Here is a 24,100-nt window from a genome sequence, read left to right on the forward strand (position 1 = left end):
GCGTTTTGTATCGGCATGTCGTCACTTTTTGTGCACCGACATGAATCAGCTTGACACAGTTTTGTATTGATGTTCTAGATGGAATTGCATTCCGCATAACCAATGACCGCCTCAAGGCGGCGGGGAACACGACTAACGTTTCGGCGAGACATCAACAGCCGCGAGGCTGAGTTTGTTCAGAGCCTCGTGCTGCGAGCGGAGCTTCTGCAGCTGCCCTGTACGATGCTTAGAAACACGATCTGCAACCGCTTGCGGGAGCATTACGACACCGGGCGATTCACCAAAGGAGAGAGAGCATGAGCATGAAATCATTGCTTAAGAAACCGATGCCTTACGTCGGCATCACTGCCGCATTTGCATTTGCGACGTCTGCCGTGTTTTCGGCAGACCTTAAAGGCAGAGAAGCCGTTATCTGGAGCCCGGGTGGGAAATATACGACCGCCCTCCAGGAGGCCTACGTAAAGCCGTTCGAAGCTGAGACCGGCGCTAAGATTCGATTGGTTGAGGCGAGTATGGACCAAGCGGTTACCGCGGCTTCAGCCCAGGCCAAGTCGAAGGACATCCAGTGGGACGGCCTCTCGTCGGTCGATGCCCCTTACATGCCAAGGCTGGTTAGCGACGGAGTGATCGAAGTGATCGACGCGTCTGCCATTCCCGGCCTAAGCAAGCTTCCCAGGGCGGCGATACATGGAAACGGCGTGGGAGTTATCAATCAGGTCGTGACAGTCTCCTATCGCTCGGGTGACAACGTCACACCAATGAAGAGCGTGAAAGATTTTTTTGATCCGAGTATCAAGGGCGCCCGCGCCATGGGCTCGAACGCCGGCTCAGCGTCGTTCAATTGCACGCTGGCACTGATAAGCGATGGAGTCAGTGTCGATGACCTCAGCAAAGGTATCGACGTCGATCGATGCCTCAAGATCTTCGACCGGATCAAAGACCAGGTTACGTCCTACTGGACAAACGGAAGTCAGATGGCCCAGTTGATGATCGACAATAACGTCGACTATTGCCTCTGCTGGGACGGCCGGATCATTCAAGCGGCGCAAGCGAACCCGGAATGGAAAATCCAGTACAACGGCGGCATCCAATTCTTTGCCTATTTCGTCTACACGAAGGGAACGAAGAACGCGGACGTTCTTAATGCTTTCGTCGAATACATGCTGGATCCGAAGCGGCAGGCGGAGTTCACCAAGCAAGTCGGCTATAGCGCGCCGAATCCGGAGGCGATTGACTACCTCCCAGAGGAACTAAAGCCGTTTCTCAGCGTGACGCCGGAGGCACAGGCGGTTCTCACGACATTGACTGATGATCTGTTAGAGAAGATGTCGGACCAGGAAGTCGAACTTGGCAAAGCCTGGCAGGCCTACGTGGCTCGATAATCTAGTCTGAGTAGTCAGGCGAAAGACCAATTGGACCTTGTTATGCAATCGACGTACAAATTCAAACCTCAGCGGGGAAGCGCCGTCGCGGAAGTCGACAAGGGAGTTGTTCTTTCGAAGCCGATTGGCTTTGCGAGCGTTTCCCCGCTTTTTGCCGTACTTGGCGTATTCTTCTTCGGACCCATTATCGCACTGATTTTAGCAATATTCGATCAGGGAGTAGGAGCCGCTGGTCAACTGTTATATGACGTTATGCGAGATGATCTGTTTCACTCCGTTGCGTTCCGAACATTTCGGGTCGCGTTGATCGTCACGATCATCAGCGTTGTTGTCGGTTACACCATGGCCTACGCGATGTGGAGGAGTTCACAAACCGTGCGCTCAATCGCCCTGGCCCTCATCATGTTTCCGCTTTTCACGAGCATCGTCGTCAGGACGTACGCCTGGACGGCAATGTTCAGTCGTTTTGGCATCATCAATACAGTGCTGCTCAAGTTCGGCTTAATCGACCAGCCGCTGACGATGCTGAACTCCGAACCAGTCGTCCTGATTGGCATGGTGCAGGCTATGCTGCCTTTTGCAATCCTCCCTATTTACACGACGCTTCTGAGTCTTGACCTCGACCTCCTACGAGCATCTGCGATATGCGGTGCAAAAGGGCGGCAGACATTTACCAAGGTTGTGTTGCCGCTCACGAAGCAGGGAGCGGCGGTGGCCGCTATCCTGGTATTCGTCATTTCCCTCGGCTTCTACATTACACCAGCAATTCTCGGCGGACCGAAAAGCGCAATGATCTCCAATATGATCAGCACGGAGGTCATTACGTTTTACAATCTGAAGGGCGGTGCAGTGATGTCCGTTCTCCTACTATTAGTGACCCTTTGCCTGCTTTTCATTGCCAGCAAAATCGGCAGCGTCGCTGCTCACTACAGGAGATAGAGATGGGCGACACAGCAAACATCCGCCGCATGCGTTTTCTGCTCATTGCAGCGGTAGCTCTCTATCTTACCGGCCCGACACTGGTAGTCGTCTGGCTGTCGTTCAGCACCGACGACGTCCTGAGATTTCCTCCGCAACTGTTTTCCTGGCGCTGGTATCAGGAGTTTGTGTTTGACGAACGGTGGAATGAGGCGGTCTTGCGGACGCTTTTTGTCGGTGGTCTGGCCACCTTGTTCTCTACGACCATTGGCAGCATTGCAGCCTTTGGCGTGGCGCGGACAAAACTTCCAGCAAAGCGTCTGGTTGAAGCTCTCGCAATCGCACCGCTGGTGGTTCCGCCAATCATCCTGGCAACGGGTGGCTATTCACTTTTTGCAAAGCTGGACATGATCGGCTCCAATATTGGTCTTGCCGTATTGCACACTGTGCTGGGTGTCCCCTATGTCTACCTGATCGTAGCTTCGGCATTGGCCCGGATCGATCCCAGCATCGAACTCGCTGCCCTCAGCCTAGGAGCAAATCGCTGGCGCACAATTCGCGACGTGACGATGCCCGTCAATCTGCCGGCCATCATCACTGGAGGGCTGTTCGCGTTCCTGATCTCGTTCGATGAGGTCGTCGTGACAGTTTTCGTGTCGGGATCCCTTGCGCCGACACTGCCTGTGCGGATCTTCTCCAGTTTGTCCATGGCAGCCTCGCCGGTCGTCGCTGCCGTTTCAACAGTCCAGATCATAATTGCAGTCGTGCTGATGTGGATGGCGGGCATCCTCCAGCGCTGGCAGCGGCGGTGGGCGGAAGCCGCCCCTGCAATGTGAAGCGACGTCTGTCAAATTGACTTAGAAGGAAGGTTTCGTGGGCATCCAATCAGCAATCGTGCAGTCGCAAAGTTATACAGGAGAAGTTCCGGTGTTAGAAAAAATTGGTTCAGTAGCCGGTTCTCGGGTGCAAATGCGAGGTCTCACGAAAGAGTATGGGATAGTTCGCGCTGTCGACAACGTCTCACTCGATATCGAGCCTGGAGAGTTCATTTCTCTGCTCGGCCCATCCGGGTCGGGCAAGACGACAGCACTGATGATGCTGGCGGGGTTTGAGAGTTCAACGTCGGGATCAATCCACATCGGCCACCAGGATGTCACATCGGTTCCGCCATATGCACGAGGCATTGGAATGGTGTTTCAAAGCTACGCGCTGTTCCCCCATATGAGCGTATTCGACAACATCGCTTATCCCCTCAAGCTCAGACGCCTGTCAAAAGCTGACATCGACATACGCGTGCGCCGGGCAATGGAAATGGTGAAGTTATCGCCTGATAAGTTCGCCAACCGATTGCCGCTCCAGTTGTCAGGCGGCCAACGCCAACGCGTCGCTCTTGTCCGCGCATTGGTCTACGAGCCCCATGTGCTCCTGATGGACGAACCCATGGGCGCGTTGGACAAGAATCTTCGCGAGGAGCTCAAACTGGAGCTTTTGAACCTGCAGGAGCGGCTGCGGCTCACGATCGTTTATGTGACTCACGACCAGAGTGAGGCCCTGATGCTTTCTGATCGCGCAGCTGTCATGCGAGATGGTCGGCTCGAACAGGTCTCATCACCTGAGAGCTTGTACCAGCGCCCTCAGACCGAATTCGTGGCTAACTTCCTGGGGGAGGCAAACCTCCTTCCGGTCAATCAGTCGTCCGAAAGCGACTTCAAACTCGCGGACGGCAGTGTATTGCGTTGTAGCCTGGATTTCGCCATCAATCCGGCGCAGCAATATCTCCTATTGCTCCGCCCGGAAAACGTCGAGGTCTGCTCCGAGAGCGAGGCCATGTTGCAAGGTCGAATAACGAAGTCCGTCTACCTGGGTAGTTTCACGCGGATTGAGGTCGACACGCCGGTGGGAACAGTAACAGCGTTCGCGAAGCCGAGCCCGTCGCGTCGTTTCGTACTCGACCAGACGGTCGGACTGCGGTTCCCAACGGAGAATGCGGTTCTGGTGCCAAAAGCCACACGCGGCTGACCAACCCATTCAAAGCCGGCCCCGTGAAATCGCCTACGGGACTAGTTCCACACATTTGCAAAGCGCGATCAACCGCATCAGCAGCAAGGGAAATTTCATGCGAGTCATCCAGGTTGGCATTGGCGACTGGGGTGTCAACTGGGCATTGACAGTTGTTCCGCAAGTCGCGGGTATCGAGATAGTCGCCTTCGTAAACCGGCAGCCCTCAAAAGTCGCAGAGGCAGCAAGCCGTCTGAATGTGTTGCCGTCCCTCTTCTTCCGCTCAATCAGCGAAGCGGCCGCCGCGACTGGCGCAGAAGCCGCTCTCGTCCTCACAACAACCGATGCTCATCCGGACCTTGTCACAGAGGCCCTGCAGATCGGGCTGCATGTTCTCGTCGAGAAGCCCTTTACCTACGAACTGAGCGATGCGCGTCGTCTGACAGAAATCGCCCGGGAAGCGCGTCGCGTCCTGATGGTCAATCAAAACTTCCGCTACTACCCCGCGGCTGTCCGCGCACGCGAAATAGTGCGGAAACAAGAGCTGGGACTGCTCGGCGACGTGCGCGTAGATTTTCGCCGCCGCATCACTTTCGAATCAGAAGCTCGAGCTCGCTGGCACCAGACGATGGTGCAGCCGCTTCTCCTTGACATGGGAATCCATCACTTTGATCTTATGCGCATGATTATAGGCGCTGAACCAACACATGTTGATGCTCTCGCCTCAAGCCCCATCTGGAGTAAATATAGCGACCCGGCGTCAGCGTCGGCCTTGATCCGTTTTGCCAACGGGGTGGTCGTCAACTGGAGCGGTAGCTGGATAACCCGGGCCCCTGAAACGACTTTCTCGGGCGATTGGCGAATGGAGTTTGAAAACGGATGCGTGGACTGGTGTAGCCGCGGAGATCGCGACGTATCACTAAATGGAGAGCGCCTTCAGGTGCGACGCGGCGAAACTTCCACTGAAGAAGAATTAGCCACCCGGGATTTGTTTGGTCGAGCCGCTGTCCTGGCCGACTTCCAAGCAGCGGTGGTAAGCGGGCAGTGTGAAGACTTCTTTCCGTCAGCTGAGGACAACGTGAAAAGTTTAGAACTTGCTCACCTGGTGCTACAGTCTGCTATGAAAAAAATCTGATTTATACCGCTGAAACCTAACATAGAATTCTCGGGTGGCGAACAGCCTTGGAAGGCGGTGATAGGCGACGGAGAAGTCCCCGCGGCATGCCTTGTTTCCGAGCGCGCAGGCAAGCCCGCTCTTTCCGATGCCGGCGGGTCCGATCAACAGCAGGCTATGGCTCTGAGAGAGCCAGTCGCAACCGGCGAGCTTCATAAAGAGATTGCGGTTCAGGCCGCGGGCGGCGCGGAAGTCAGCGTTCTCGATCTGGGCGTCATGGCGCAGCTTTGCAGCGCGGGCTCTCGCCTCGAAGCGCTTCTGGCGGCGTGTCGTCACCTCGCGTTCGAGCAGCAGTGTAAGCCATTCGCCATGCTCGAGGTGTCTCGCTTCCGTTTGCGCCTCGAGTTCCTGATAGGCACTGGCCATGCCTGTCAGGCCGAGTTCGCGCAGCATGTCGATGGTCGGATTGGGTCAGCATCGTTGGTGTCTCCATAATGAACGTAGCCGGGACCACGCAGATTGGCGTGTTCCATGACGGCGGCGGGTTCGGTGGAATGTCTGGTGGCCTTGTGGGTGACGATGAGCGAGGCAATCGTCTTGCAGGTCAGGCCGCCGATCTCGACGGCCCGCGCCGAAACGGCCTCGGCGCGCTCGCGGCCGATGTCGCGATAGAGGCGCAGGATGCCGAGGCAGGTTCTGAAGCTCTGCTCGGGATGTGGCCGGCTGGCGAGAATGGCGACGATCAGCTCTTCGGTCTGCGGACCGATGGACGCGGTCCAGCGCCGGAAGCGCTCCGGCGTCCATTAGGCGTATCGGCGGTGGGAGATCGGCATGTGCGCCGGGTCTGTTCATAGCGCGGCCCGCCTTAGCGGCGCTGATGGACCGCGACGCGTTTGCCGCGATGAAAGATCTCGATCATCCGCGCGGTCGCCCCGATATCGCGATATCGACCTGCTGGCGAATGAGCGCGTGCGGGACGGAATAGAAGAAGGTCTTGAACTCGGCATGGTAATCGGTCGAGACCCGCGCAAAGCCATTCGGCGAACTCGTACTCGTCGGCGGGCAAGCTTGCGAGCGCCGCGCGCCGTCTCGAAGAGATGGCGACGGCTGACACCCAAACGGCGCATGACATGATTGTTGATGCGCTCCAGCACGTCGGCAATCGCGGCATTGGCCTCGGCGAGCGAGAAGAACGTCTGCTTGCGCAGCCGACCGAGAATGCAGCTCTGGGCTGTAGAGCGACAATCTGGCTGAGATCGCGTCTCATTTGGTTATCGGCTGCACTGGGCGAAGCGCACGCCGTTCTAAGCCATCATGCGGTAGCTGCGGTTGATCTCCGGATCGTAGAAGCTGGCCCGTTTGACGCCGGACTTCAGATTATCGGGCACGACCAGACGGGGCACGCCGCCGAAGAAGGTGAACATCCGCACATGCGAACCGATCCAGTCCGACAAGGTCTGGGTCCAGGTGGCCTCGGCGAAAGTGAAGCTCGACGCACCGAGAACGCCGAGGAACAGCTTCGCCTCGCGGATGTCGCCGGTCTTGCGATCGACGATCGGCACCTTCTTGCCGGAATGCGGACTGGGGGTCTATGATGATCACCATCGGCTCGTGGCAGTTGAGCATATGAACCGTAGCTGATTGCGTGATCGTCGACACGGCCGTGATCACGGCCGCGCCGGCCCGCTTTTTTTGTGCTGGCATCGGCGATGCAATAACCAAGTCCTTCGAAGCGCACGGATGTTTGCTGGAACCGGTGTCAACAAGCACGGGTTGAAGCCGCTGCGTTCTGCATTGATTGTTGCCGAGGGCTGCTACAAAATGATCCGGGCTCATGGTGTGGCCGCAATGCGCGCGGTAGAGCGCGGGGAAGTCACTGCAGACGTGGAGGCCGCAGTTGAGGCCGCTGTTCTCCTGAGCTGCCTTGCCTTCGAAAATGGCGGACTCTCGATAGCCCATGCCATGATGCTTGGCCTTCTCGTTACGCGCGGAACGCGACATGCCCAACATGGCGAACACGTTGCCTACGGACTTCTTGTTGAGCTCGCCGTAGAAGGCTGCAGTGAGGATGAACTCGACGATATGACGGAATTCTTTCAGCAGATCGGGCTGCCTGCACGGCTCGCCGACATGGGGCTCGACTCGCCTACGTCGGAAGAGATCGATGACTTGGCAGGAGCTTGCTTCCGAAGCCCTCATCTGCGCAATGTCGCCCGACCAGTTCTTGCGGCTGATATTGCAATCAGCATCCGTCGAATCGAAGAGTGGGATGCACGCAAAGGTAATCCTGCGCGTGATTTTAAGGCTGAACAGCCGCTGGAACAAGGACGTCCACTCGCAATTCAACGATAGGATGCCTGCAGGCACATCCGGCAGATCCAAATTGACGTGGGTCGATCACTTATTGCCCGAGAGGGGTACCTGCCGGCAGGCCGACGGCAAACCCCGCGATCAGCTTGATTTGAGCAGAAAGCATATCGTTACCGTCGGAGGTCGTAGCCCCGGCGGCACGAGCTGCGCGAAGTAAGGGCGTTTGGGCGGTTAAACTGGCGATATCTGCCACAAGGAGGTCGGCGTGAAGAGATGCTTCCGGCATCGGAAATTGTGCTGAACCTTTGATTCCAATAGGCGAAGCATTGATGACTACGTCGTAGTCCCAACCTCCCGAAACGTCGGCCGCTCTCGCGCATTCTCTTCCTCGAACGGCGTTGAACATCTCAAGCGTAAAAACAAGGGAGGACCCCATGGGATCGATGATGTCGAGCTGACCGACACCTTCCGCTGCAAGGGCAAACGCGATGGCACGGCCAGCGCCGCCTGCGCCCACCATGAGCACCCGGGCATCGCGCAAACGGCTCTTCGCTTCGCCCAAGCCGTCGACAAAGCCCTGCCCGTCGAAAAGCGCTCCGTGCATGCGCCCGTCAGCGCCGCGTTGGACCGCGTTGACTGCGCCAACCGCCTTTGCTGTGGCGGTCAAAGTTGCACAGCGCGCGCACGCGGCTACTTTGTGCGGGACCGTCACGCCAATTCCAGCGAGATTGGACATCGCGGAAAATGCATTCCATGCACCGTCGAAATGTTCAGCCGTAACATGAAAGGGCACCGCGTAAAGGTTGGCGCCGGCTGCTGCAAAGATGGGATTGATGAGGTGCGGCGTCTGCACTTGCGCGATGGGATCGCCAAAAACCGCATATACGCGCGAACGGCCGTCGAGATTGGGTATGTGTTTCATGCTAATTGCTCCGGAAGATCCGCTGACAACGGCTGAGGGCGATATCCAGGACTTCAGCGGGATCGCGCGCCCACCAATCGGTCGAGAAGAGTTCCACTTCGACAGGGCCCTCGAACCCTGCCTGGCGCATCATGCGGTCGATGGAAGCGAGATGGATGATCCCATCACCCATCATGCCTCTGTCGGTAAGAAGGTGTCTTGTCGGGACGAGCCAGTCGTTGACATGAAAGCCGAAGAGCCGGCCAGCTTGGCCAGCACGGAGGATCTCCGCTTCCAGCCGTTCATCCCACCAGACATGATAGACGTCCACGACGACTCCGATGCCTGAGCCGAGCGCTTCGCAAAGTTTGTTTGCGTGGGAAAGGCTGGCAATCACGGTACGATCGCCGACAAGCATTGGGTGAAGGGGCTCGATCGCGAGCTTGATCCCCACGCGCCTTGCCATTTCAAGCAATTGGGCAATCCTGTCTTCAGCACGCTTTCGAGCGGCGAAAAGATCGTGCTCCGTCTCTGCTAGGCCGCCGGTAAACAGGAAGACGTGGTCAGCGCCAAACCTTGCTGCGCGCTCGAGTTCAAAGGGCGCCCGGGCCAAACCTTCGTCGGTGAAAGGGCCAATCCGGTTGTAGCCTGATACGGCGATGCCATGCGTCCGAAGCGCGGCAAGCGCCGTGGCCTCACCAACCCTTTCAATCTCATCCCCCCAAATGGAAACAGTCTCGATGCCTCGTTCGGCGCATAGACGCACGAAAGTCGGCATATCAGCACGATCTCGTACCGTGGCATGATTGATGACAATAGATCTACAAACGCTTTTACTCGCGGACATGCCGACCATAACCTCCATCTGTCAGCGGTGGTCACTTATCAGCCGGAGATCATCGACGGCACACGCTCTCTGGGTCGCGCTGCGTCGCGTTGACGGCTGCGGAGTGGCCAGATCTCGCTGAGCTCAGCGGCCGCACGATGAAGTGCGCTCGCCAGCTCTTCCCACCGGTCCGGCGTTATCCGAACTAGCGGTCCGGCCACCGAAATGGTTCCAGCGACTCCGGCACTGCTGTCGGCGCTCGCGCGAAAAGGAACAGCAATTGCTGCGGTGCCGGCTTCGGCCTCCTCCACCGAAGTTGCAAATCCTTGGCGACGGGTCTCCGCGAGCCGAACGCGCAGTGCATCGATGTTGCGCGCGCTGTTCGGCCCGAGCTTCCGACCACCGCCGAACCCCCGCGAATATGCGATCGAAATTGCTTGTTCTTCCGGTAAGGTCGCAAGCCACGCCTTACCGTTCGCCGTCGCGTGCAAGATTATCTCCTGCCCCATGTCGGGATCATACTTCAGACCGTGGGCGGCACCTTGCGCCCGCGCGACCCAAACGAGATCCTGACCTTCAAGTATGGCCAGCCGGCAATACTCCCGAGTTTGTGACGCCAACCGATCCAGGATAGACTGCACAACGTCCGGAACGTTTCGTGCATCGAGATTGCGAAATGCCAGCGTGCTCATCCGCAAGGACAAAGCATACTTTTGGCTCGCAGCGTCCTGTACCACCCAACCATGACCTGTCAGAGTGGCAAGCAGCCGGTGCACCGCACTTGCCGGCATATCAAGTCGATCGGCCAGTTCTGAAAGTTCAACGGCCTCACTCTCTCCAGCCAGGATTTCCAACAACGATAGGCATCTCGATACCGCCGCAACTGTCATCTGATATTCTCCGCTCTTCACAATGATCTTTCCGAAACGGAATTCATTTCCAATACCATTGTGAAGGTGCGAAATCCATTGCTGTCGACGGCAGCCCCGTAACCACTGTTAGACTGTTGCAAGCTGCTGCTGGAGGTGCGGAAGAACCTCGAACAGATCGGCCACGAGACCGTAGTCGGCTACCTGAAAGATCGGGGCGTCCTGATCTTTGTTGATCGCGACGATCACTTTTGAGTCCTTCATTCCGGCCAAGTGCTGAATTGCTCCAGAAATTCCGACCGCAATATAAAGATCAGGCGCGACGACTTTTCCGGTTTGGCCAACCTGCCAGTCATTAGGAGCGTAGCCGGCATCAACCGCTGCTCGAGACGCACCGATAGCCGCACCCAATTGATCGGCTACCGGCGCCAACAATTGGGTGAAGTTCTCGGCACTCCCGAGTGAACGCCCCCCCGAAATAATGATCCGCGCCGTTGTCAATTCGGGTCGGCTACTCTCAGCAATCTCTTGGCGCACGAAGCGAGAATGTTGCGGATCGCCGGACGCTGAAATCGTTTCGATGCTCGCCGCGCCGCCGCGGGGCGCGGGCGGGAAAGCAGCCGTGCGCACGGTGATCACCTTCTTTGCGTCAGTTGTCTGGACCGTCTGGATCGCATTGCCGGCATATATGGGTCGTTCGAAAATGTCTGGAGAGATGACCTTGATCACGTCTGAGACCTGCATCACATCCAGCCGTGCCGCAATGCGCGGCATGAGACTTTTTCCGGTGGTGGTCGCAGGCGCGACGAATGCATCGTAAGACGCAGAAAGCGAAAGGACGAGTTCCGCCATCGGCTCGGCAAGCTGATGTTCGTAAAGCGGATCGTCGGCGAGCAGGACCTTTTCCACGCCGATGAACTGCGCGGCCGCTTCGGCCGCTGGCCGGGCATGCAGACCAGAAATCAGGATGTGAACAGGCGCCCCAAGTGCGGTGGCCGCGGAAAGAGCCCGATGCGAGCTCTCCTTGAGCTCAGCATTCTCGTGCTCGGCGATAAGCAGCGTAGACACGTTCTTGTTCTCCTAAAGCAAACCGGGTTCGGCCCGCAGCAGTGCAATCAACTCGCTGACTGATCCAACTTTGATGCCGCTGTTGCGGGTTGCCGGCTCAGTCGTCTTGAGAATCCTGAGGTGAGGCTTTATATCGATCCCGAGTGCTTCCGGCGAAGTCTCCTCAATGGGCTTCTTCTTGGCTCTCATGATATTGGGAAGCGACGCGTAGCGGGGCTGGTTGAGGCGCAAGTCAGTCGTGACAACCGCCGGAAGGTCCAGCGACAATGTCTGTAGGCCGCCGTCTACCTCTCGCGTAACATTGATCGTTCCATTATCGACGAGGAGTTCCGAGGCAAAGGTGGCTTGAGGCCAGTCAAGCAAGCCTGCAAGCATCTGACCAGCTTGACTGCAGTCGTCATCGACGGCTTGTTTGCCCATGAGAACAAGATCCGGAGCTTCTTTCGCCACTAGGCGAGCGACAAGTTTGGCTACGGATAGGGGTTCGACAAGCTCAGCGGTCTTAACATGAATTCCGCGATCGACACCCATTGCAAGTGCTGCGCGGATCGTATCGGCGGACTCTCCAGGACCGATGGAGACAGCGATGACCTCTGCGGCTTTCCCCTGCTCCTTCAGTCGCACGGCCTCCTCCACAGCGATCTCATCGAACGGATTCATCGCTGTCTTGATGTTTGCCGATTCAACGCCAGATCCATCTGGCTTCACCCGGATCTTGACGTTGAAGTCGATCACCCGCTTTACGCACACAAAAAGCTTCATCGGTAACGTCTCTTGTCCTTATCCATCATCAATAGCGGCTGGTACGAATTGAGCGAGCTGTATCGGACGGGCTCGCTGCACGTTAATCTCGAACAGGCTCTCGTCTCTCCGCTGAAGTCATCAGCAGACGGTCGATCCGCGAGCACGGGCGTCGTCCGAATTTCGCTAGGCTGCTAACCGATCCATCCTCACGATACGGTCGCCACTTTGGCGATCAAAAAGGTGCGCAAGCGTAGGATCAAAGGTGATCCCGATCTCGTCGCCGACCCTGATATCCACTCGGTCTCGGATGAGGCATGTCAGTCGAGCCTGTCCTACGTCTGCGATGATCTGTGTTTCAGAGCCTGTCGACTCGACGACATAGACCCTTGCTTTATATCCATGAGGATCAATCCGGATATGCTCCGGTCTAATTCCGAGTGTAACAGGCCTGCCGGCACTGGCCCTGTGCCCTTCACCAACGTTCCAGATCGTTCCGCTCTCATCTTTCATGCCGGTGACAGACATCGTTCCCTCAATGAAATTCATCGATGGTGAGCCAATGAATCCTGCCACAAACAGATTGGCCGGATTGTCGTAGAGGTCCAATGGAGTGCCTATCTGCTCGACGATGCCGTCGTGCATGACGACGATCTTATCCGCCATCGTCATGGCTTCGATCTGATCATGCGTCACGTACACAATCGTGCTGCCCAGCCGCTGATGGAGGGCTTTGATCTCGGAGCGCATCGAAACACGCAGCTTCGCATCCAGGTTGGACAAAGGCTCGTCGAACAGGAATACCTTGGGGTTTCGAACGATCGCCCTTCCCATCGCGACGCGCTGGCGTTGACCGCCCGACAGCTGACGAGGATAGCGATCGAGCAGCTTTTCAAGCCCCAGGATGCCCGCGGCGTTCGATACCCGCTGGTCTATGTCGGCTTTTGGAGCCTTTTGAAGTCTTAGCGCAAAACCCATATTCTGCGCGACCGTCATATTGGGATAAAGCGCATAGTTCTGAAACACCATCGCGATGTCACGCTCTTTTGGAGAGATGTCGTTGACGATTTTATCGGCAATGCGGATCTGGCCCGAGGTGATGGTTTCGAGGCCAGCGATCATGCGAAGCAACGTCGACTTTCCACAGCCAGACGGCCCTACTAGGATTACGAATTCACCGTGCGCGATGTCGATGTCGACTCCGTGGATGACGGGATGAATACCGTACGCCTTGCGCAGATTTGCTATCTTCAGATTGGCCATTGTTATGTTCCCTTCCTTTTGTCGCGTACTGATGTTTTGCAGTGATCTCAGCCGGGTTGTCATGACGAACTGGTAAACTGCCCAGCCAGTGAATGTGTCAGAGACTCATGGTCGGCCGCAACTCGCACCTTGATTGGCTGGAAGCCGTCGAGAGTAGCCGTGACGTGGGAACCCGGCGGAACCTTCTGCGCAGCCGTGTACGATCCTGTGATGACGAACTGACCGGGCTTGAGCTCCGATTTCCGTTCGGCCAGATGATTTGCTAGGGCCACCAGGACATCGAACGGATCTCCTGCGGGATGTGAGTACCGTTTCGACGTGATCACCTTCCCATGGATGTGGAGAGTAATGCCGAGTTCGCAAAGGTTGCTGTGTTGCCAATCGTACGAGGGAACTCCAAGCACGACCCCGCCATTACCAAGGCTATCGGCCACTACATGCGCTTGAGGTGATCTGAACGCGTCCGCTAAACGGCTTTGGAGCATCTCGAACGCCGGCATAGCTGCGCTGACATGCGGTGCAACGTCAGATTTTCTATAGCCATGGCTGGGTCGAGGCGGGAGTGAACTGTCGATCAAGAACGCGAGCTCGCATTCCAAGCCATGCTCAATTCGCCCTGGCACAGATACCGTGCATCCTGTGTTAAAGGTGTCACAATCAAGAACAGGCGCTGACAACAGGGTGTCGTCGGGTTGCAGTGAAGCTTTCCAACCCACCACCCTCGCATCCAGTAGCCGGCGCGTATGTTCTTGTACCTCGTAAGCTCCCGATAGCGTATCGATGCCCGTGAGTCTCACCTCGCCACAACAAGGCCTTGTTCGCTTCGCCACCAGTCGCAGCGCAGCATCATGCAGAGCTTTGTTCATGACGCCGATCCCGCATCAAGGCCCAACTGGCGGCGCGCTTCTTCCAAGTCTTCGTATGTGTCCACACCAAGGGGTGACGCATCAACAACGGAGACCCCGATGGTCAGACCCAGGGTCAGCGCTCTTAGTTGCTCGAGTCTTTCGAGGCGCTCGAGTCGAGATGGTTTCGCCGCGACAAATCTATCAAGTGCTTCGCGTCGATAGACGTAAAGTCCTATATGATGAAGAAGCGGCTGGGCGCCATGCGGAATGGGCAAGCGGCTAAAGTAAACGGCTCTGCCAGGGACCGAATCCTCCGACGCGGGCTCCACCGCAACTTTGACTACAGCTGTTCGATCTGCGTTCAGTGGGTCAGATATTGGTGTCGCCAGGGTGACGATGTCAAACGTAGGATCATCGAGAACAGAAACTGCCTTACGCAACAGTAGAGGTGAAATCGTTGGCATATCACCCTGCAGATTGACGATCACATCGTAAATGCGGTCCGGGTCGAAACTCGCCAATGCCGCGTGCGATCGATCGGACCCTGAAGCGAGGTTAGGGTCCGTTACAATGACGTGGGCACCCGTCGGAGCCAGCGCTTCTGCTATCTCGGGATCTCCTGCCGCGACCAAAACAGGGCCCAAATCCGCTTCCAAGCCTCTGCGGAGAACATGCTGGATCATCGGCTCACCATGAATGTCGGCAAGCGGCTTTCCGTAGAGCCGGCTGGAGTTCATGCGCGCAGGGATAATCACGACCGGCTTCATGTTTTTGGCCCCTGCTCTCTGGAGCCGCGGACGACCACTGCCGAGCACAAACGATTAGAGATCCGATTTTTCATGCTGCGTCGCCATCCCGTGCATCGGGGCCAGCGACGGAGCGCAGCGGCCACACCAGTGCCAATTCCGCTGCGCTAGCCTTGGCCTGTTCGCCGAGCTCGCTCAAACGGGTTTCGCTCAGCCGAAAAGCCGGGCCGACAATAGCGAGCGCCCCTACGAATTGACCTGAGGCGGTAATGATGGGGGCTGCTACTGCCCCGACCGCCTCCTCTGCCTCCTCAAGGGCAATGCCGCAGCCGCGAGTGGTTGTGCGATCGAGCTCGGACATGAACTCATCGACAGTCTTGATTTCTCGCGGGCCATAAACGCCCGGCTTTCCTAGTCCCGACTCCAGCGCGCGCTTTAGGGCCTCCTCGCGCGGCAACGTTGCCAGCCAGACCTTCCCGCTCGCGCTAACATGCAGAGGCAACACAGGAAATGTTCGGGACCGGCAGATCAGGCTACCCTGAGCCCCCTGTGCGTGCGCAATCGTCGTAAGGTTTTCGCTGGCAAGAGCAGCCAGACGAATGAGCTCTCGGCTGTCCTTAGCCAACTTATCCAAAATCGGCTGCAGAACGTCGGGCATCGACGCCGCCTGCATAAAGCGATATCCGATGGCCGGAAGCTTCAGAGACAGCCTGTAAAAGTCCGTAGCGTCGTCCTGCTCGACCCAACCAAGCCCCACAAGGGTTGTCAGGACGCGATGGGCTCCGCTTCGCTGTAACTCGAGTCTGTCAGCAAGGTCCGAAAGCCGCATACTTTGGGCTTCGGTGGCCAGGAGTTCCAGGATTGCAAAGCAATTTTCAATGAGTGAGTTGACAACCTTCATGATCGTGGAATACCATTCTATTAGAAACTATATTCAGCGTAGACTGCTTTTCCGTATCGGTCAACCAATTCATTCAATCGCATACGAAACGACTTTGGGAGGAAGTCCATATGAAGGCTGCATTCCGCACACGAGCACTGACGCTGGCATTCGTGCTCGCATCATCCACTGTAAGTCACGCAGCAGATATCCAATGGCCGAGCTTCCTTTGGAAGGACCCCGGCTTGGCCCCGGCACTGAAGGAACTGAAAAGCACATATGAGCAGGACAACCCTCAGAACCACATCAACAATGTGCTCATTCCGGTTGCGACGTTCTGGGACAAGCAGTTTGCGGACGTCAGCAACGGGAACCCGCCAGACATCGGTACTTTCTATGATCCGGACGTCCGCGCCTACATTGAGCAAGGTCTTCTCGAACCCTTAGATAACTATCTGAGTACTGCAGGCATCGATCGCGCCAGCTTTGTGCCGACGGCGTCGCTGGGTCAGAAGGGCGGCCATGTTTATGCCGTACCTATTGTCGTTAACGCACGTGCGCTTTTCTATAATGACAAGCTCTTCCGTGATGCCGGCATGCAACCACCAAAGGATGCCGCGAGGTTCCTGGAAGCGGCCAAGAAGCTGCGCAAACCAGAAGCGCAGCAATTCGGATATGCCACTGCCTCGAAGCCGGGCAACGCTAGCCTGAACTTCATCGAGATCTCACCTCTGATTGGTGGCTTCGGAGGCGGGTTCTTCAAGGATGGTCGTCCAAGTGCCAACTCGCCGGAAACTATTGCTGCCCTTAGTCTTTACAAACAACTCTTCGATGAAAACCTAATACCGCGCGGCGTCGATACTGGCGTCTACCGAGACATGTTTGCTCACGGAAAAGTGGGCATGTACGCAGCCGGCTCCTTCATCGCCGGCGTTGTCGAGGGCGCCGATAAGGAAGTTTACAAGGATTTGCGTGCGATCCCCTTGCCGTTCCCTGGTGGTCAAACGGTTTCCGTCACCGTCTTCCTCGGCATACCAAAAGGCGCCAAGAACAAGGATGCTGCTGCTGCCGTGCTCATGCGCATGCTCAAAAGTGACTTTCAGTTGAAGATCGCTCAGATCGGTAAGGCTTATCCGGGTCGCGTGAACATGTTGCCCGCCAAGTTCTTCGATCAGAATCCCTGGTTCAAGGCTTTCGAAACCGCCTCCCTTACGGCTCACTCGTATGCGCCGGAAGGTGTGGAGCAATATGGACCGGAAATCATCAAGATCGTTTCGGAAGGCTTGGAGAACATGCTTTTCCAGGGTGTTTCGCCAGAAGAAACAGCAAACAACCTTCAACAGAAACTCACGGATTTCATAGGGACAAAGAAGTGAGACCTGCTGAGAACCACAACTTCCCAGGGGAAACGAAATGGATATCAACATGCGAAGAGGCGGCCTCGAAGTGGCTGCATTAAGCCCTGAGGGCGAAGAAATCCGCCCCTGGTTTGGATATCAAAGGCGCGAGGCGATGGTGCCTTACACCTTTCTTCTACCGAGCTTCCTCGCCTTGGCGGTCGTATTCTTCTACCCGATGATACACGCAATCGTAATCAGCTTCTATTCGAACAATATCGGGAGTGCTGCGCGATTTATCGGCTGGCAGAACTATCGCGACATCATCGCCAGCGACTGGTTCCCTTCTGTGATGAAAACATCGGTGGCCTGGACTGTTGGCAATGTCGTTTTTGTATGCGGCTTGTCGCTTGCCATTGCTCTCATGCTAGACAGGAATTTTCCAGGGCGTGGTCTTGTTCGCGCGCTATTCTTTCTGCCTTGGGCCGTGCCGTACGTAGCAGCAGGTATCGTCTGGGGCTGGATGTATGATTATGAGTTTGGTGTGTTGAACTACCTCGTCCATGCGACCGGGCTTGCATCAGATAAAATCAACTTCCTCACGGCATGCCCGCCAGCCTTCTATAGCGTGGGCGCCTTGTCGATCTGGAAGCTCGTCCCCTTTGGCACAGTGATGTTCCTGGCAGGTCTGCAGACTATCCCTTCGGAATATTACGAAGCAGCAAAAATTGACGGCGCCGGGCCCATTCAAGCGTTCCGGTATGTCACACTGCCGGGCCTACGGGGTGTTACCGTCATGCTCACGCTGCTTATCGCCATATGGAGCTTTGGATGGAGTTTCACGGCGATCTTTCTCTTAACCGAGGGTGGTCCAGCCGGCTGCACGGAAACCATCGTGGTGCGCAGCTACCTGGAGGCATTCAAGTTCTTCCGCGTAGGCACAGCAAGCGCAATTGGCACAATTGTTCTGCTTCTGTCGCTGACATTCTCCGCAGCGTATCTTGCCCTAGTTTACCGCAAAGGAAGGCAACAATGATCAGCGCCAACAAAGCACAGCAGCTGCTCTGGTCAGCGGCATTCTATGTAATTCTCGCCAGTCTTTTACTTGCTGTTCTATTCCCATTCTATTGGATGTTCAAAACGTCCATGGATTCCGGCGGAGCGCTATTTACGTATCCGCCCAAGCTGCTGCCTCAGTCGTATGATTTTCATGCGTATGCCGATGTCATAAACAACACGGACATCGCTCTCTGGCTCTGGAACTCGTTCGTGGTTTCGGTTGGATCAACAGTACTCGCATTGGCGGCGGGCGTCTCCGGGGCTTACGGGCTGTCCCGTTTCCGATACCGCGGCAAGTCCACACTCGCGCTGGTGATTCTTACCACTCAAATGATGCCGCCTCTTGTACTCATTATTCCGATCTACACGATCTATATCGGTTTGAACATTACGGACACGCTCTTTGGCCTCATCATTGGCAACTTCGCGTTTTCGCTGCCCGTTGTAATCTGGATGATGAAGTCGATCTTCGACACGATACCCGTCGAGATAGAAGAGGCCGCGCGAGTCGATGGGGCGTCCTGGTTCTTCATTATGACCCGCATCACTCTGCCGATCGCACTTCCAGGGCTGGTAGCGGTTTCCGTCTTCACTTTCATCAATGGCTGGGACGAATTCATGTTCGCACGCACCGTCGTTACGGCGACCGAAAAATGGGTGGGCACCGTAGGGCTGGCTTCGTTCATTGGGATCTACGTCACACCTTGGGATCAAATTCTGGCTGCAGCCACGATCTTCACTCTGCCGCCTGTGATCCTTTTCCTCCTGATTCAAAAGCACTTCATGGCTGGACTTGGTGCCGGTGCAGTAAAGGGATGATTGCAACATGCAGATAACACAAAACCCCGAACAAGAGGCGATCCGCGACATGGCGCGACGCTTTGCCAGCGAAGAGATCGCGCCAAAGGCGCGCCAGATCGACGAGACCTCTACTTTTGACTGCGCTCTTCATCAGAGATTGGGAGAGCTCGGGCTGCTGGGTATGACAGCACCCTCCGAGTACGGAGGTAGCGACGCTGACACCGTAACCTGGTGCATAGTCGTTGAAGAAATCGCAAAAGCGTCCTCAGCGGTGGCGAACGGCGTCACTCTCACGGAGTCGATGGTGCACTACCTTGTCGCCATGGGTACGGAGGAACAAAAAAAGAAGTATCTGCCCCGACTTGCCAGCGGCGAATCCCTCTGCAGCTTTTGCCTGACCGAACCCAATGCCGGCTCCGATGCCGCCTCCGTCTCCACGACGGCAACCATCGATGGGGATGACGTGATTCTCAACGGCCAGAAGATGTGGATCTCGGGCGCTCTTGTCGCCGATTTCTTCATCGTTGTGGCCACGGTCGACAAATCAGAGCGTTCCAAAGGCATTCGCACCTACATCGTCGAAAGGGGCACGCCAGGACTGTCCTTTGGTGAGAAGCTGGATTTGATGGGCATCAGAGGCTTCGCAACTGCCCCCGTGTTCTTCGATAACTGCAGAATTCCAAAGAGCCAACAGCTTGGAGGCGATGAAGGTTTTCGCGCGGTCATGCACGGCCTTGACGGAGCTGGTCGGTTGGGGGCCGCCGCAATGGCGGTGGGAGTCGCTCAGGCTGCCATGGATGTAGCACTCAAATATTCGCTTGAACGTCAACAGTTCCGGCAGCCTGTTTTCGACTTCCAATCCGTTCAATTCATGCTTGCCGATATGGCGATCGAGATCGAAGCTGCGAGGCTTCTCATGCACAAGGCGGCAGCGCTTAGGGACGCAGGCCAACCGTTTACCTACGCGACCTCCCTCGCAAAGACCTTTGCTGGTGACATGTGCATGCGCAACGTGACCAACGCCATGCAGGTCTTCGGCGGCTACTGCTATTCGAAGGAATATCCGATCGAGCGGCTCTTCCGGGACGCCAAGATACACCAGATCTGGGACGGTACCAATCAAGTGCAACGAATGATCATTGCACGTCACCTTAAGAAAGAGGCTGCATAATGCCTAAGACTGCACTCGACGGAATCCGCGTTGCGGCATTCACGCATTTCGCTGCCGGCCCGATTGCTGCCCAATATATGGGATCACTTGGTGCCGATGTCATCAAGGTTGAGAGCCCTGCTCAAGACGTCAACCGCTACGCGTTGCGCGATCCGGATGGCCGTCTCCAGGGCATCAGCCCCTATTTTGTCGTAACGAATCGCAATCAGCGCAATGTGTGTTTGAACCTCAAAACAGAGAATGGCATGACCGCCGCAAGAGCGTTGATCGCAACGAGCGATGTACTGATTGAAAACTATCGCCCCGGCGTTATGGAAAAGCTCGGCCTCGGATACGAAGAAGTCAAGAAGATCAATCCTCGCATCATCTACGCATCTATCTCCGCTTACGACCCCGAGGGTTCGGCACGCGACCGCCCGGGGCAGGATCTCTTGATCCAAGCTCTAAGCGGTATCGCGAGCCTCACGGGGCGCGGCGACGGGCCACCAATTCCAGTGGGTGCCTACATTATAGACGGGTTCACAGCGATGCAGGTGCTTGTGGGTATTCTTGCCGCTCTTCGCCACCGTGATGCGACCGGCGAAGGCCAAGCTTTGCGCGCCGACATGATGTCGTCGTCGTTGTATTTGATGGCGCAAGAGGCGTCCTATATACTCAACGTCAATCCGAATCCCGAGCGGAGCAGCGCCGGCATTGCTCATGTAAACCAGTCGGCTCCCTATGGCGTCTACCAAGTAAAAGATGGGGCAATCGTGCTTTCGACGTTCGGTGGCGTGCCTATGGTGAAAAGGCTGTTGGCTGCACTGCAGATCGAAGATTTTTCGGAAGATGACATTACAGAGCAGAAGATCCGGTTCAATCGGGATGAGATTGCTAATAAAATCGCAGCTCGCCTCGCACCGATGACGAAAGCGGAGGCCATGTCGATCATTGAACCGACCGGAACTTGGACTGCACCCGTCCGCACACTTCGCGAGGCACTAGCGGATCCTGCAGTGGTCGAAACCGGCATCATCCAAGATGTTAAAACTCCTTATGGCGGCGAATACAAAGTCATCGCGGAGCCCCTCCGAATGGAGAAGACTCCTCTCGTCTCACTCCGGCCTGCAGCCGCTTTGGGGGAACACACGCAGGAGGTGCTGGCTGAGTTTAGCCTGTCGCACGAAGTGAAGGCTGTCGGCTGAACCGCCGCAAGCAAAACGTCGCTGGCTCGGCGACGTCATATCTGCTGAGTCGGCGACGTTATGGACAAAGGCCGAGCTGTGCCGTGGCCGTGGCCGGCGAGAGCCTGCCATGTGCAGCAATCAGCAATCTTTGATCAAGAATCGAAGATGCCACCAGCGTGTTGTAAGATCACGCTCCGAAGACATTAAGGCCAAACTAGAGGCGAAGAGGTTTGCCGCATGGACCGGTCCGGTTTGCCGAGAGCGTCTGCTAAACAGATATACTCTCCGCGGGGTTCTATCGCGGAATTGATCGGTCTAGCGGTGGACCGGGATTCTGACGTTCCCATCTTCCGCCAGATCTATCTCGCATTGCGCGAGGCGATCATTGGCGGTCGGCTGAAGACAGAGTCTAGGCTCATGTCGACGCGTGCCCTCGCAGAAGAACTCCACGTTTCACGAAACTCGGTCACCCAGGCATATGAGCAACTGATGGCCGAAGGATACATTTGTGGGCGGATTGGGTCGGGAACGTTTGTAGCCGACGTATCGACCGAATTATTTCATCCGGACAAGCGCCGCGATGCCGCAGAACGATCCAGTTGTCCCCCCAATGACATGTCTCAGTTGGGACAAATCGCCGAGCGCTGGTGGCCGTCGCTTCCGCTCGGAGGCCGGCAGCCATTCAATCCTGGCGTTTGCGCCCTCGACGCGCGAAGTCTGCAAACTCTACGGAGACTGGCACAACGTCACTTGACAACGCTAGGCGAAACACACGCCTCCTATTCGCATCCTCAAGGGCTCCCCCAACTGCGGGAGCAAATAGCGGTCTATCTTCGAGCTGCGCGAGCAGTACGATGCGATGCGGACAATATCGTAGTTGTCAGTGGAGCACAGCAGGCAGTCGACTTGGCGCTCAAAGTTTTAGTCGACAAGGGTGATTACATATGGCTCGAAGATCCCTGCTACATGACGACACGCGCAGCAGTCGAGAGCGTCGGAGGCCGGATTTTTCCCGTCGCCGTGGATAGTGACGGCATGGACATAGGTTTCGGTGTAGCTGAGTGCACGAACGCCCGTTTGGCCTTCGTTACGCCATCGCATCAGTACCCTCTTGGTGTGACCCTTTCACTACAGCGCAGGATAGAACTTCTGCGTTGGGCGCGTGAGAACAATAGCTGGATCATAGAAGACGACTTCGATAGTGAAATACGTTACGAGGGCCGACCCTTGGCTTCACTACAGGGTCTGGATGAAGCCTCAAGGGTGATCTATATAGGGACGTTCTCTAAGATGCTCATGCCTGGCCTACGAGTAGGCTTTGCCGTGGTGCCACAGCGGTTGATGCCGGCATTCCTTGCCGCCCGTTTTCTGGCGGACCGGCAGCCCCCCATGTTTCAGCAGTTGGTGATGGCGGACTTCCTAGCCGAAGGACATCTATCGAGCCACCTTTCCAGAATGCGTAGGATTTACCGCGAGGCCCGCGACCAAGTTTTCGAGATCATTTATCGCTTCTTGAGCGAGCACATTGAAATATTGCCAGCAGTCCAAGGTACCCAGTTATTTGCGCACCTAAGAGACGAGCGGATTGACGATGTCGAATTTTGTCGCCGAGCAGCGGACGTGGGCGTGGCGCTTAAGCCTGTCAGTCCAATGTGTATCAAACGGAAAGACGTCCGAGGCCTTTTGCTTGCGTTTGCAGGGTTTAGCGAGATCGAGATAAAACTAAGTGCCTCGCGGCTTGCTCGACTCTTCCTCTCTCAAGATTCGGTTGCGTAAAAAACCGAATTGGCCTCCTGCAACGGTGCCAAGCGGCCCTGTCCCGTGAACTGTACCAAGAATAAACTGGCGGGACAACACCATTGGGAAAGTGCGGCATGATTTCGGACGCAAAGAAGACACCTAAACCTCGGCCGCTCGAAGGATTCTATGGGAAGCAATTTGACCTGACAGGCCGCACAGCCGTCGTGACAGGAGGCGGAAGAAATATCGGTTTGGCGTGTGCGCAAGCCCTCGCGGAAGCAGGTATTCGGCCTTTGATTGCGGCTTGTTCATGCCGCTGGCCCTGATGTAGTCCGCTGATCGGATCCCAGACAGGTCAACGCGCTTTCAAGCGGTACCCACTGATCGGGTTTGTCCGATTCCGGCTCGACCGTTCGCCATAACACCATTTGCACCTCACCAATTCCAGCGGCCTCCTGACTTGTCAAGGGTAACCGGCCGATTGCTACCGCGGAGATTTTGCTTTGATGCGGGCGATGAGTTCTTCGTCGTCGACAAAGCTGTTGAGGAAGTCGTTCCATTCCTGAGTTGAGCGGCGAGCATAGGAGAGCATCTGTTCCAACTCCTCCATGCCGTCGTCTGTCAGGGCGGTGATGGATTCGTCCTCACCGTTATAGACGCTGGTGATACTGCCGTAGGTCAGGTTGTCATCATTGCTGACGATCGCCTGGAGAAGCCCTGGATCCTCGCCAAGAATTTCGGCAACATATTTGATGGTGCGGACATAAGTGACTGTTGCCATCATGCCGCCTCGGCGCAGATGACGGCAACAGGTGACCAATTCCATATGTGGACGTATATGGACCCCGCCCGATTGCAACAGATTGGCTGAATCCGGTTGATGGTCACAACTGCTGACGTATATCCGGCTTCTTCATGCGGCTCGATGTTCAGCGCCGCGAGCCTCGATGGGTTTTCGCCCG

The 24,100-nt window shown here is 56.4% G+C and carries 26 protein-coding genes and 1 pseudogene; 14 read left to right on the forward strand and 13 right to left on the reverse strand.

Going from position 1 to position 24,100, the window contains the following annotated elements:
- Nucleotides 1–296 precede the first annotated feature (296 nt).
- The 5 genes from QN224_RS31095 to QN224_RS31115 are packed head-to-tail and all read left to right on the forward strand — an operon-like array spanning nucleotide 297 to nucleotide 5,433.
- Nucleotides 297–1,382, forward strand: a complete 1,086-nt coding sequence (locus QN224_RS31095; protein ID WP_283979798.1) for an extracellular solute-binding protein — start codon at nucleotides 297–299, stop codon at nucleotides 1,380–1,382.
- Between the two features lie 30 nt (nucleotides 1,383–1,412).
- Nucleotides 1,413–2,321, forward strand: coding sequence for an ABC transporter permease (locus QN224_RS31100; protein ID WP_283979799.1), 909 nt, complete (start codon nucleotides 1,413–1,415; stop codon nucleotides 2,319–2,321).
- 2 nt (nucleotides 2,322–2,323) lie between these two features.
- Nucleotides 2,324–3,136 (forward strand): ABC transporter permease, encoded by an 813-nt coding sequence (locus QN224_RS31105; RefSeq protein WP_283979800.1) that lies wholly within the window; start codon nucleotides 2,324–2,326, stop codon nucleotides 3,134–3,136.
- A gap of 37 nt (nucleotides 3,137–3,173) precedes the next feature.
- Nucleotides 3,174–4,319, forward strand: a complete 1,146-nt coding sequence (locus QN224_RS31110) for an ABC transporter ATP-binding protein (RefSeq protein ID WP_283979801.1) — start codon at nucleotides 3,174–3,176, stop codon at nucleotides 4,317–4,319.
- Between the two features lie 55 nt (nucleotides 4,320–4,374).
- Complete coding sequence (locus QN224_RS31115; RefSeq protein ID WP_283979802.1) at nucleotides 4,375–5,433, forward strand: Gfo/Idh/MocA family oxidoreductase; 1,059 nt, start codon at nucleotides 4,375–4,377, stop codon at nucleotides 5,431–5,433.
- A gap of 36 nt (nucleotides 5,434–5,469) precedes the next feature.
- Here the strand turns inward: QN224_RS31115 and QN224_RS31120 are convergent.
- Nucleotides 5,470–5,865, reverse strand: a pseudogene (locus QN224_RS31120) (ATP-binding protein); the annotation flags it as partial.
- Nucleotides 5,866–5,906: 41 nt separating this feature from the next.
- On the opposite strand from QN224_RS31120, the gene QN224_RS31125 reads away from it, so the two are divergent.
- Complete coding sequence (locus tag QN224_RS31125) at nucleotides 5,907–6,266, forward strand: hypothetical protein (protein ID WP_283979803.1); 360 nt, start codon at nucleotides 5,907–5,909, stop codon at nucleotides 6,264–6,266.
- Between the two features lie 450 nt (nucleotides 6,267–6,716).
- Here QN224_RS31125 and QN224_RS31130 read toward each other — a convergent pair whose 3' ends face one another.
- Nucleotides 6,717–6,974, reverse strand: a complete 258-nt coding sequence (locus QN224_RS31130) for a hypothetical protein (protein ID WP_283979804.1) — start codon at nucleotides 6,972–6,974, stop codon at nucleotides 6,717–6,719.
- An 83-nt stretch (nucleotides 6,975–7,057) separates the two neighbouring features.
- On the opposite strand from QN224_RS31130, the gene QN224_RS34165 reads away from it, so the two are divergent.
- Both QN224_RS34165 and QN224_RS31135 read left to right on the forward strand, forming a co-directional pair.
- Nucleotides 7,058–7,189: a hypothetical protein gene (locus tag QN224_RS34165; RefSeq protein ID WP_369292625.1), complete on the forward strand. Its 132-nt coding sequence runs from the start codon at nucleotides 7,058–7,060 to the stop codon at nucleotides 7,187–7,189.
- Nucleotides 7,153–7,764: an iron-containing alcohol dehydrogenase gene (locus tag QN224_RS31135; protein WP_283979805.1), complete on the forward strand. Its 612-nt coding sequence runs from the start codon at nucleotides 7,153–7,155 to the stop codon at nucleotides 7,762–7,764. Before QN224_RS34165 ends, QN224_RS31135 begins: the two co-directional genes overlap by 37 nt.
- A gap of 49 nt (nucleotides 7,765–7,813) precedes the next feature.
- On the opposite strand, the gene QN224_RS31140 is transcribed toward QN224_RS31135, so the two are convergent.
- The 9 genes from QN224_RS31140 to QN224_RS31180 all read right to left on the reverse strand — a co-directional run bounded on the left by QN224_RS31140 (nucleotide 7,814) and on the right by QN224_RS31180 (nucleotide 15,885).
- On the reverse strand, nucleotides 7,814–8,644 hold the full coding sequence (locus QN224_RS31140; protein ID WP_283979806.1) for a ThiF family adenylyltransferase: 831 nt from the start codon (nucleotides 8,642–8,644) through the stop codon (nucleotides 7,814–7,816).
- Nucleotide 8,645: 1 nt separating this feature from the next.
- Nucleotides 8,646–9,479 (reverse strand): sugar phosphate isomerase/epimerase family protein, encoded by an 834-nt coding sequence (locus QN224_RS31145; RefSeq protein WP_283979807.1) that lies wholly within the window; start codon nucleotides 9,477–9,479, stop codon nucleotides 8,646–8,648.
- A 29-nt stretch (nucleotides 9,480–9,508) separates the two neighbouring features.
- Entirely contained in the window at nucleotides 9,509–10,339 is an 831-nt protein-coding gene (locus tag QN224_RS31150) for an IclR family transcriptional regulator (RefSeq protein WP_283979808.1), read from the reverse strand.
- 108 nt (nucleotides 10,340–10,447) lie between these two features.
- On the reverse strand, nucleotides 10,448–11,386 hold the full coding sequence (locus tag QN224_RS31155) for an electron transfer flavoprotein subunit alpha/FixB family protein (protein ID WP_283979809.1): 939 nt from the start codon (nucleotides 11,384–11,386) through the stop codon (nucleotides 10,448–10,450).
- 12 nt (nucleotides 11,387–11,398) lie between these two features.
- Nucleotides 11,399–12,148 carry an electron transfer flavoprotein subunit beta/FixA family protein gene (locus QN224_RS31160; protein WP_283979810.1) on the reverse strand — a complete coding sequence of 250 codons (750 nt, stop codon included), beginning with the start codon at nucleotides 12,146–12,148 and terminating at the stop codon, nucleotides 11,399–11,401.
- 165 nt (nucleotides 12,149–12,313) lie between these two features.
- Nucleotides 12,314–13,390, reverse strand: coding sequence for a sn-glycerol-3-phosphate ABC transporter ATP-binding protein UgpC (locus QN224_RS31165; protein WP_283979811.1), 1,077 nt, complete (start codon nucleotides 13,388–13,390; stop codon nucleotides 12,314–12,316).
- Nucleotides 13,391–13,449: 59 nt separating this feature from the next.
- Complete coding sequence (locus QN224_RS31170) at nucleotides 13,450–14,256, reverse strand: fumarylacetoacetate hydrolase family protein (RefSeq protein ID WP_283979812.1); 807 nt, start codon at nucleotides 14,254–14,256, stop codon at nucleotides 13,450–13,452.
- Nucleotides 14,253–15,005 carry a 3-deoxy-manno-octulosonate cytidylyltransferase gene (locus tag QN224_RS31175; RefSeq protein ID WP_283979813.1) on the reverse strand — a complete coding sequence of 251 codons (753 nt, stop codon included), beginning with the start codon at nucleotides 15,003–15,005 and terminating at the stop codon, nucleotides 14,253–14,255. Before QN224_RS31175 ends, QN224_RS31170 begins: the two co-directional genes overlap by 4 nt.
- A gap of 70 nt (nucleotides 15,006–15,075) precedes the next feature.
- Nucleotides 15,076–15,885, reverse strand: coding sequence for an IclR family transcriptional regulator (locus QN224_RS31180; protein ID WP_283979814.1), 810 nt, complete (start codon nucleotides 15,883–15,885; stop codon nucleotides 15,076–15,078).
- A gap of 110 nt (nucleotides 15,886–15,995) precedes the next feature.
- On the opposite strand from QN224_RS31180, the gene QN224_RS31185 reads away from it, so the two are divergent.
- The 6 genes from QN224_RS31185 (at nucleotide 15,996) to QN224_RS31210 (ending at nucleotide 23,174) form a co-directional block, all read left to right on the forward strand.
- Nucleotides 15,996–17,240, forward strand: a complete 1,245-nt coding sequence (locus tag QN224_RS31185; RefSeq protein WP_283979815.1) for a sugar ABC transporter substrate-binding protein — start codon at nucleotides 15,996–15,998, stop codon at nucleotides 17,238–17,240.
- A 37-nt stretch (nucleotides 17,241–17,277) separates the two neighbouring features.
- Nucleotides 17,278–18,237 (forward strand): sugar ABC transporter permease, encoded by a 960-nt coding sequence (locus QN224_RS31190; RefSeq protein WP_283979816.1) that lies wholly within the window; start codon nucleotides 17,278–17,280, stop codon nucleotides 18,235–18,237.
- On the forward strand, nucleotides 18,234–19,079 hold the full coding sequence (locus QN224_RS31195) for a carbohydrate ABC transporter permease (RefSeq protein WP_283979817.1): 846 nt from the start codon (nucleotides 18,234–18,236) through the stop codon (nucleotides 19,077–19,079). Before QN224_RS31190 ends, QN224_RS31195 begins: the two co-directional genes overlap by 4 nt.
- Before the next feature lie 7 nt (nucleotides 19,080–19,086).
- Nucleotides 19,087–20,232 (forward strand): acyl-CoA dehydrogenase family protein, encoded by a 1,146-nt coding sequence (locus tag QN224_RS31200; RefSeq protein WP_283979818.1) that lies wholly within the window; start codon nucleotides 19,087–19,089, stop codon nucleotides 20,230–20,232.
- Nucleotides 20,232–21,416, forward strand: a complete 1,185-nt coding sequence (locus QN224_RS31205) for a CoA transferase (RefSeq protein WP_283979819.1) — start codon at nucleotides 20,232–20,234, stop codon at nucleotides 21,414–21,416. The genes QN224_RS31200 and QN224_RS31205 overlap by 1 nt, the downstream gene beginning before the upstream one ends.
- A gap of 219 nt (nucleotides 21,417–21,635) precedes the next feature.
- Nucleotides 21,636–23,174: a PLP-dependent aminotransferase family protein gene (locus tag QN224_RS31210; RefSeq protein ID WP_283979820.1), complete on the forward strand. Its 1,539-nt coding sequence runs from the start codon at nucleotides 21,636–21,638 to the stop codon at nucleotides 23,172–23,174.
- Nucleotides 23,175–23,622: 448 nt separating this feature from the next.
- Here QN224_RS31210 and QN224_RS31215 read toward each other — a convergent pair whose 3' ends face one another.
- Both QN224_RS31215 and QN224_RS31220 read right to left on the reverse strand, forming a co-directional pair.
- On the reverse strand, nucleotides 23,623–23,919 hold the full coding sequence (locus QN224_RS31215) for a hypothetical protein (RefSeq protein ID WP_283979821.1): 297 nt from the start codon (nucleotides 23,917–23,919) through the stop codon (nucleotides 23,623–23,625).
- On the reverse strand, nucleotides 23,919–24,100 hold a 182-nt coding region (locus QN224_RS31220; protein ID WP_283979822.1), incomplete at its 5' end, for a hypothetical protein. The genes QN224_RS31220 and QN224_RS31215, both read right to left, overlap by 1 nt.

Source organism: Sinorhizobium sp. 7-81 (assembly GCF_030124405.1).
Classification (GTDB): domain Bacteria; phylum Pseudomonadota; class Alphaproteobacteria; order Rhizobiales; family Rhizobiaceae; genus Sinorhizobium; species Sinorhizobium psoraleae.

What these genes read in the sequence shown, in the direction of transcription:
- QN224_RS31185 (WP_283979815.1), top strand. Translation starts at nt 15,996, where the DNA reads ATGAAGGCTGCATTCCGCACACGAGCACTGACGCTGGCATTCGTGCTC.
- QN224_RS31215 (WP_283979821.1), bottom strand. Translation starts at nt 23,919, where the DNA reads ATGGCAACAGTCACTTATGTCCGCACCATCAAATATGTTGCCGAAATT.
- QN224_RS31200 (WP_283979818.1), top strand. Translation starts at nt 19,087, where the DNA reads ATGCAGATAACACAAAACCCCGAACAAGAGGCGATCCGCGACATGGCG.
- QN224_RS31145 (WP_283979807.1), bottom strand. Translation starts at nt 9,479, where the DNA reads ATGGTCGGCATGTCCGCGAGTAAAAGCGTTTGTAGATCTATTGTCATC.
- QN224_RS31125 (WP_283979803.1), top strand. Translation starts at nt 5,907, where the DNA reads ATGAACGTAGCCGGGACCACGCAGATTGGCGTGTTCCATGACGGCGGC.
- QN224_RS31195 (WP_283979817.1), top strand. Translation starts at nt 18,234, where the DNA reads ATGATCAGCGCCAACAAAGCACAGCAGCTGCTCTGGTCAGCGGCATTC.
- QN224_RS31135 (WP_283979805.1), top strand. Translation starts at nt 7,153, where the DNA reads ATGTTTGCTGGAACCGGTGTCAACAAGCACGGGTTGAAGCCGCTGCGT.
- QN224_RS31105 (WP_283979800.1), top strand. Translation starts at nt 2,324, where the DNA reads ATGGGCGACACAGCAAACATCCGCCGCATGCGTTTTCTGCTCATTGCA.
- QN224_RS31210 (WP_283979820.1), top strand. Translation starts at nt 21,636, where the DNA reads ATGGACCGGTCCGGTTTGCCGAGAGCGTCTGCTAAACAGATATACTCT.
- QN224_RS31180 (WP_283979814.1), bottom strand. Translation starts at nt 15,885, where the DNA reads ATGAAGGTTGTCAACTCACTCATTGAAAATTGCTTTGCAATCCTGGAA.
- QN224_RS31170 (WP_283979812.1), bottom strand. Translation starts at nt 14,256, where the DNA reads ATGAACAAAGCTCTGCATGATGCTGCGCTGCGACTGGTGGCGAAGCGA.
- QN224_RS31165 (WP_283979811.1), bottom strand. Translation starts at nt 13,390, where the DNA reads ATGGCCAATCTGAAGATAGCAAATCTGCGCAAGGCGTACGGTATTCAT.
- QN224_RS31205 (WP_283979819.1), top strand. Translation starts at nt 20,232, where the DNA reads ATGCCTAAGACTGCACTCGACGGAATCCGCGTTGCGGCATTCACGCAT.
- QN224_RS31140 (WP_283979806.1), bottom strand. Translation starts at nt 8,644, where the DNA reads ATGAAACACATACCCAATCTCGACGGCCGTTCGCGCGTATATGCGGTT.
- QN224_RS31175 (WP_283979813.1), bottom strand. Translation starts at nt 15,005, where the DNA reads ATGAAGCCGGTCGTGATTATCCCTGCGCGCATGAACTCCAGCCGGCTC.
- QN224_RS31190 (WP_283979816.1), top strand. Translation starts at nt 17,278, where the DNA reads ATGGATATCAACATGCGAAGAGGCGGCCTCGAAGTGGCTGCATTAAGC.
- QN224_RS31095 (WP_283979798.1), top strand. Translation starts at nt 297, where the DNA reads ATGAGCATGAAATCATTGCTTAAGAAACCGATGCCTTACGTCGGCATC.
- QN224_RS31160 (WP_283979810.1), bottom strand. Translation starts at nt 12,148, where the DNA reads ATGAAGCTTTTTGTGTGCGTAAAGCGGGTGATCGACTTCAACGTCAAG.
- QN224_RS31150 (WP_283979808.1), bottom strand. Translation starts at nt 10,339, where the DNA reads ATGACAGTTGCGGCGGTATCGAGATGCCTATCGTTGTTGGAAATCCTG.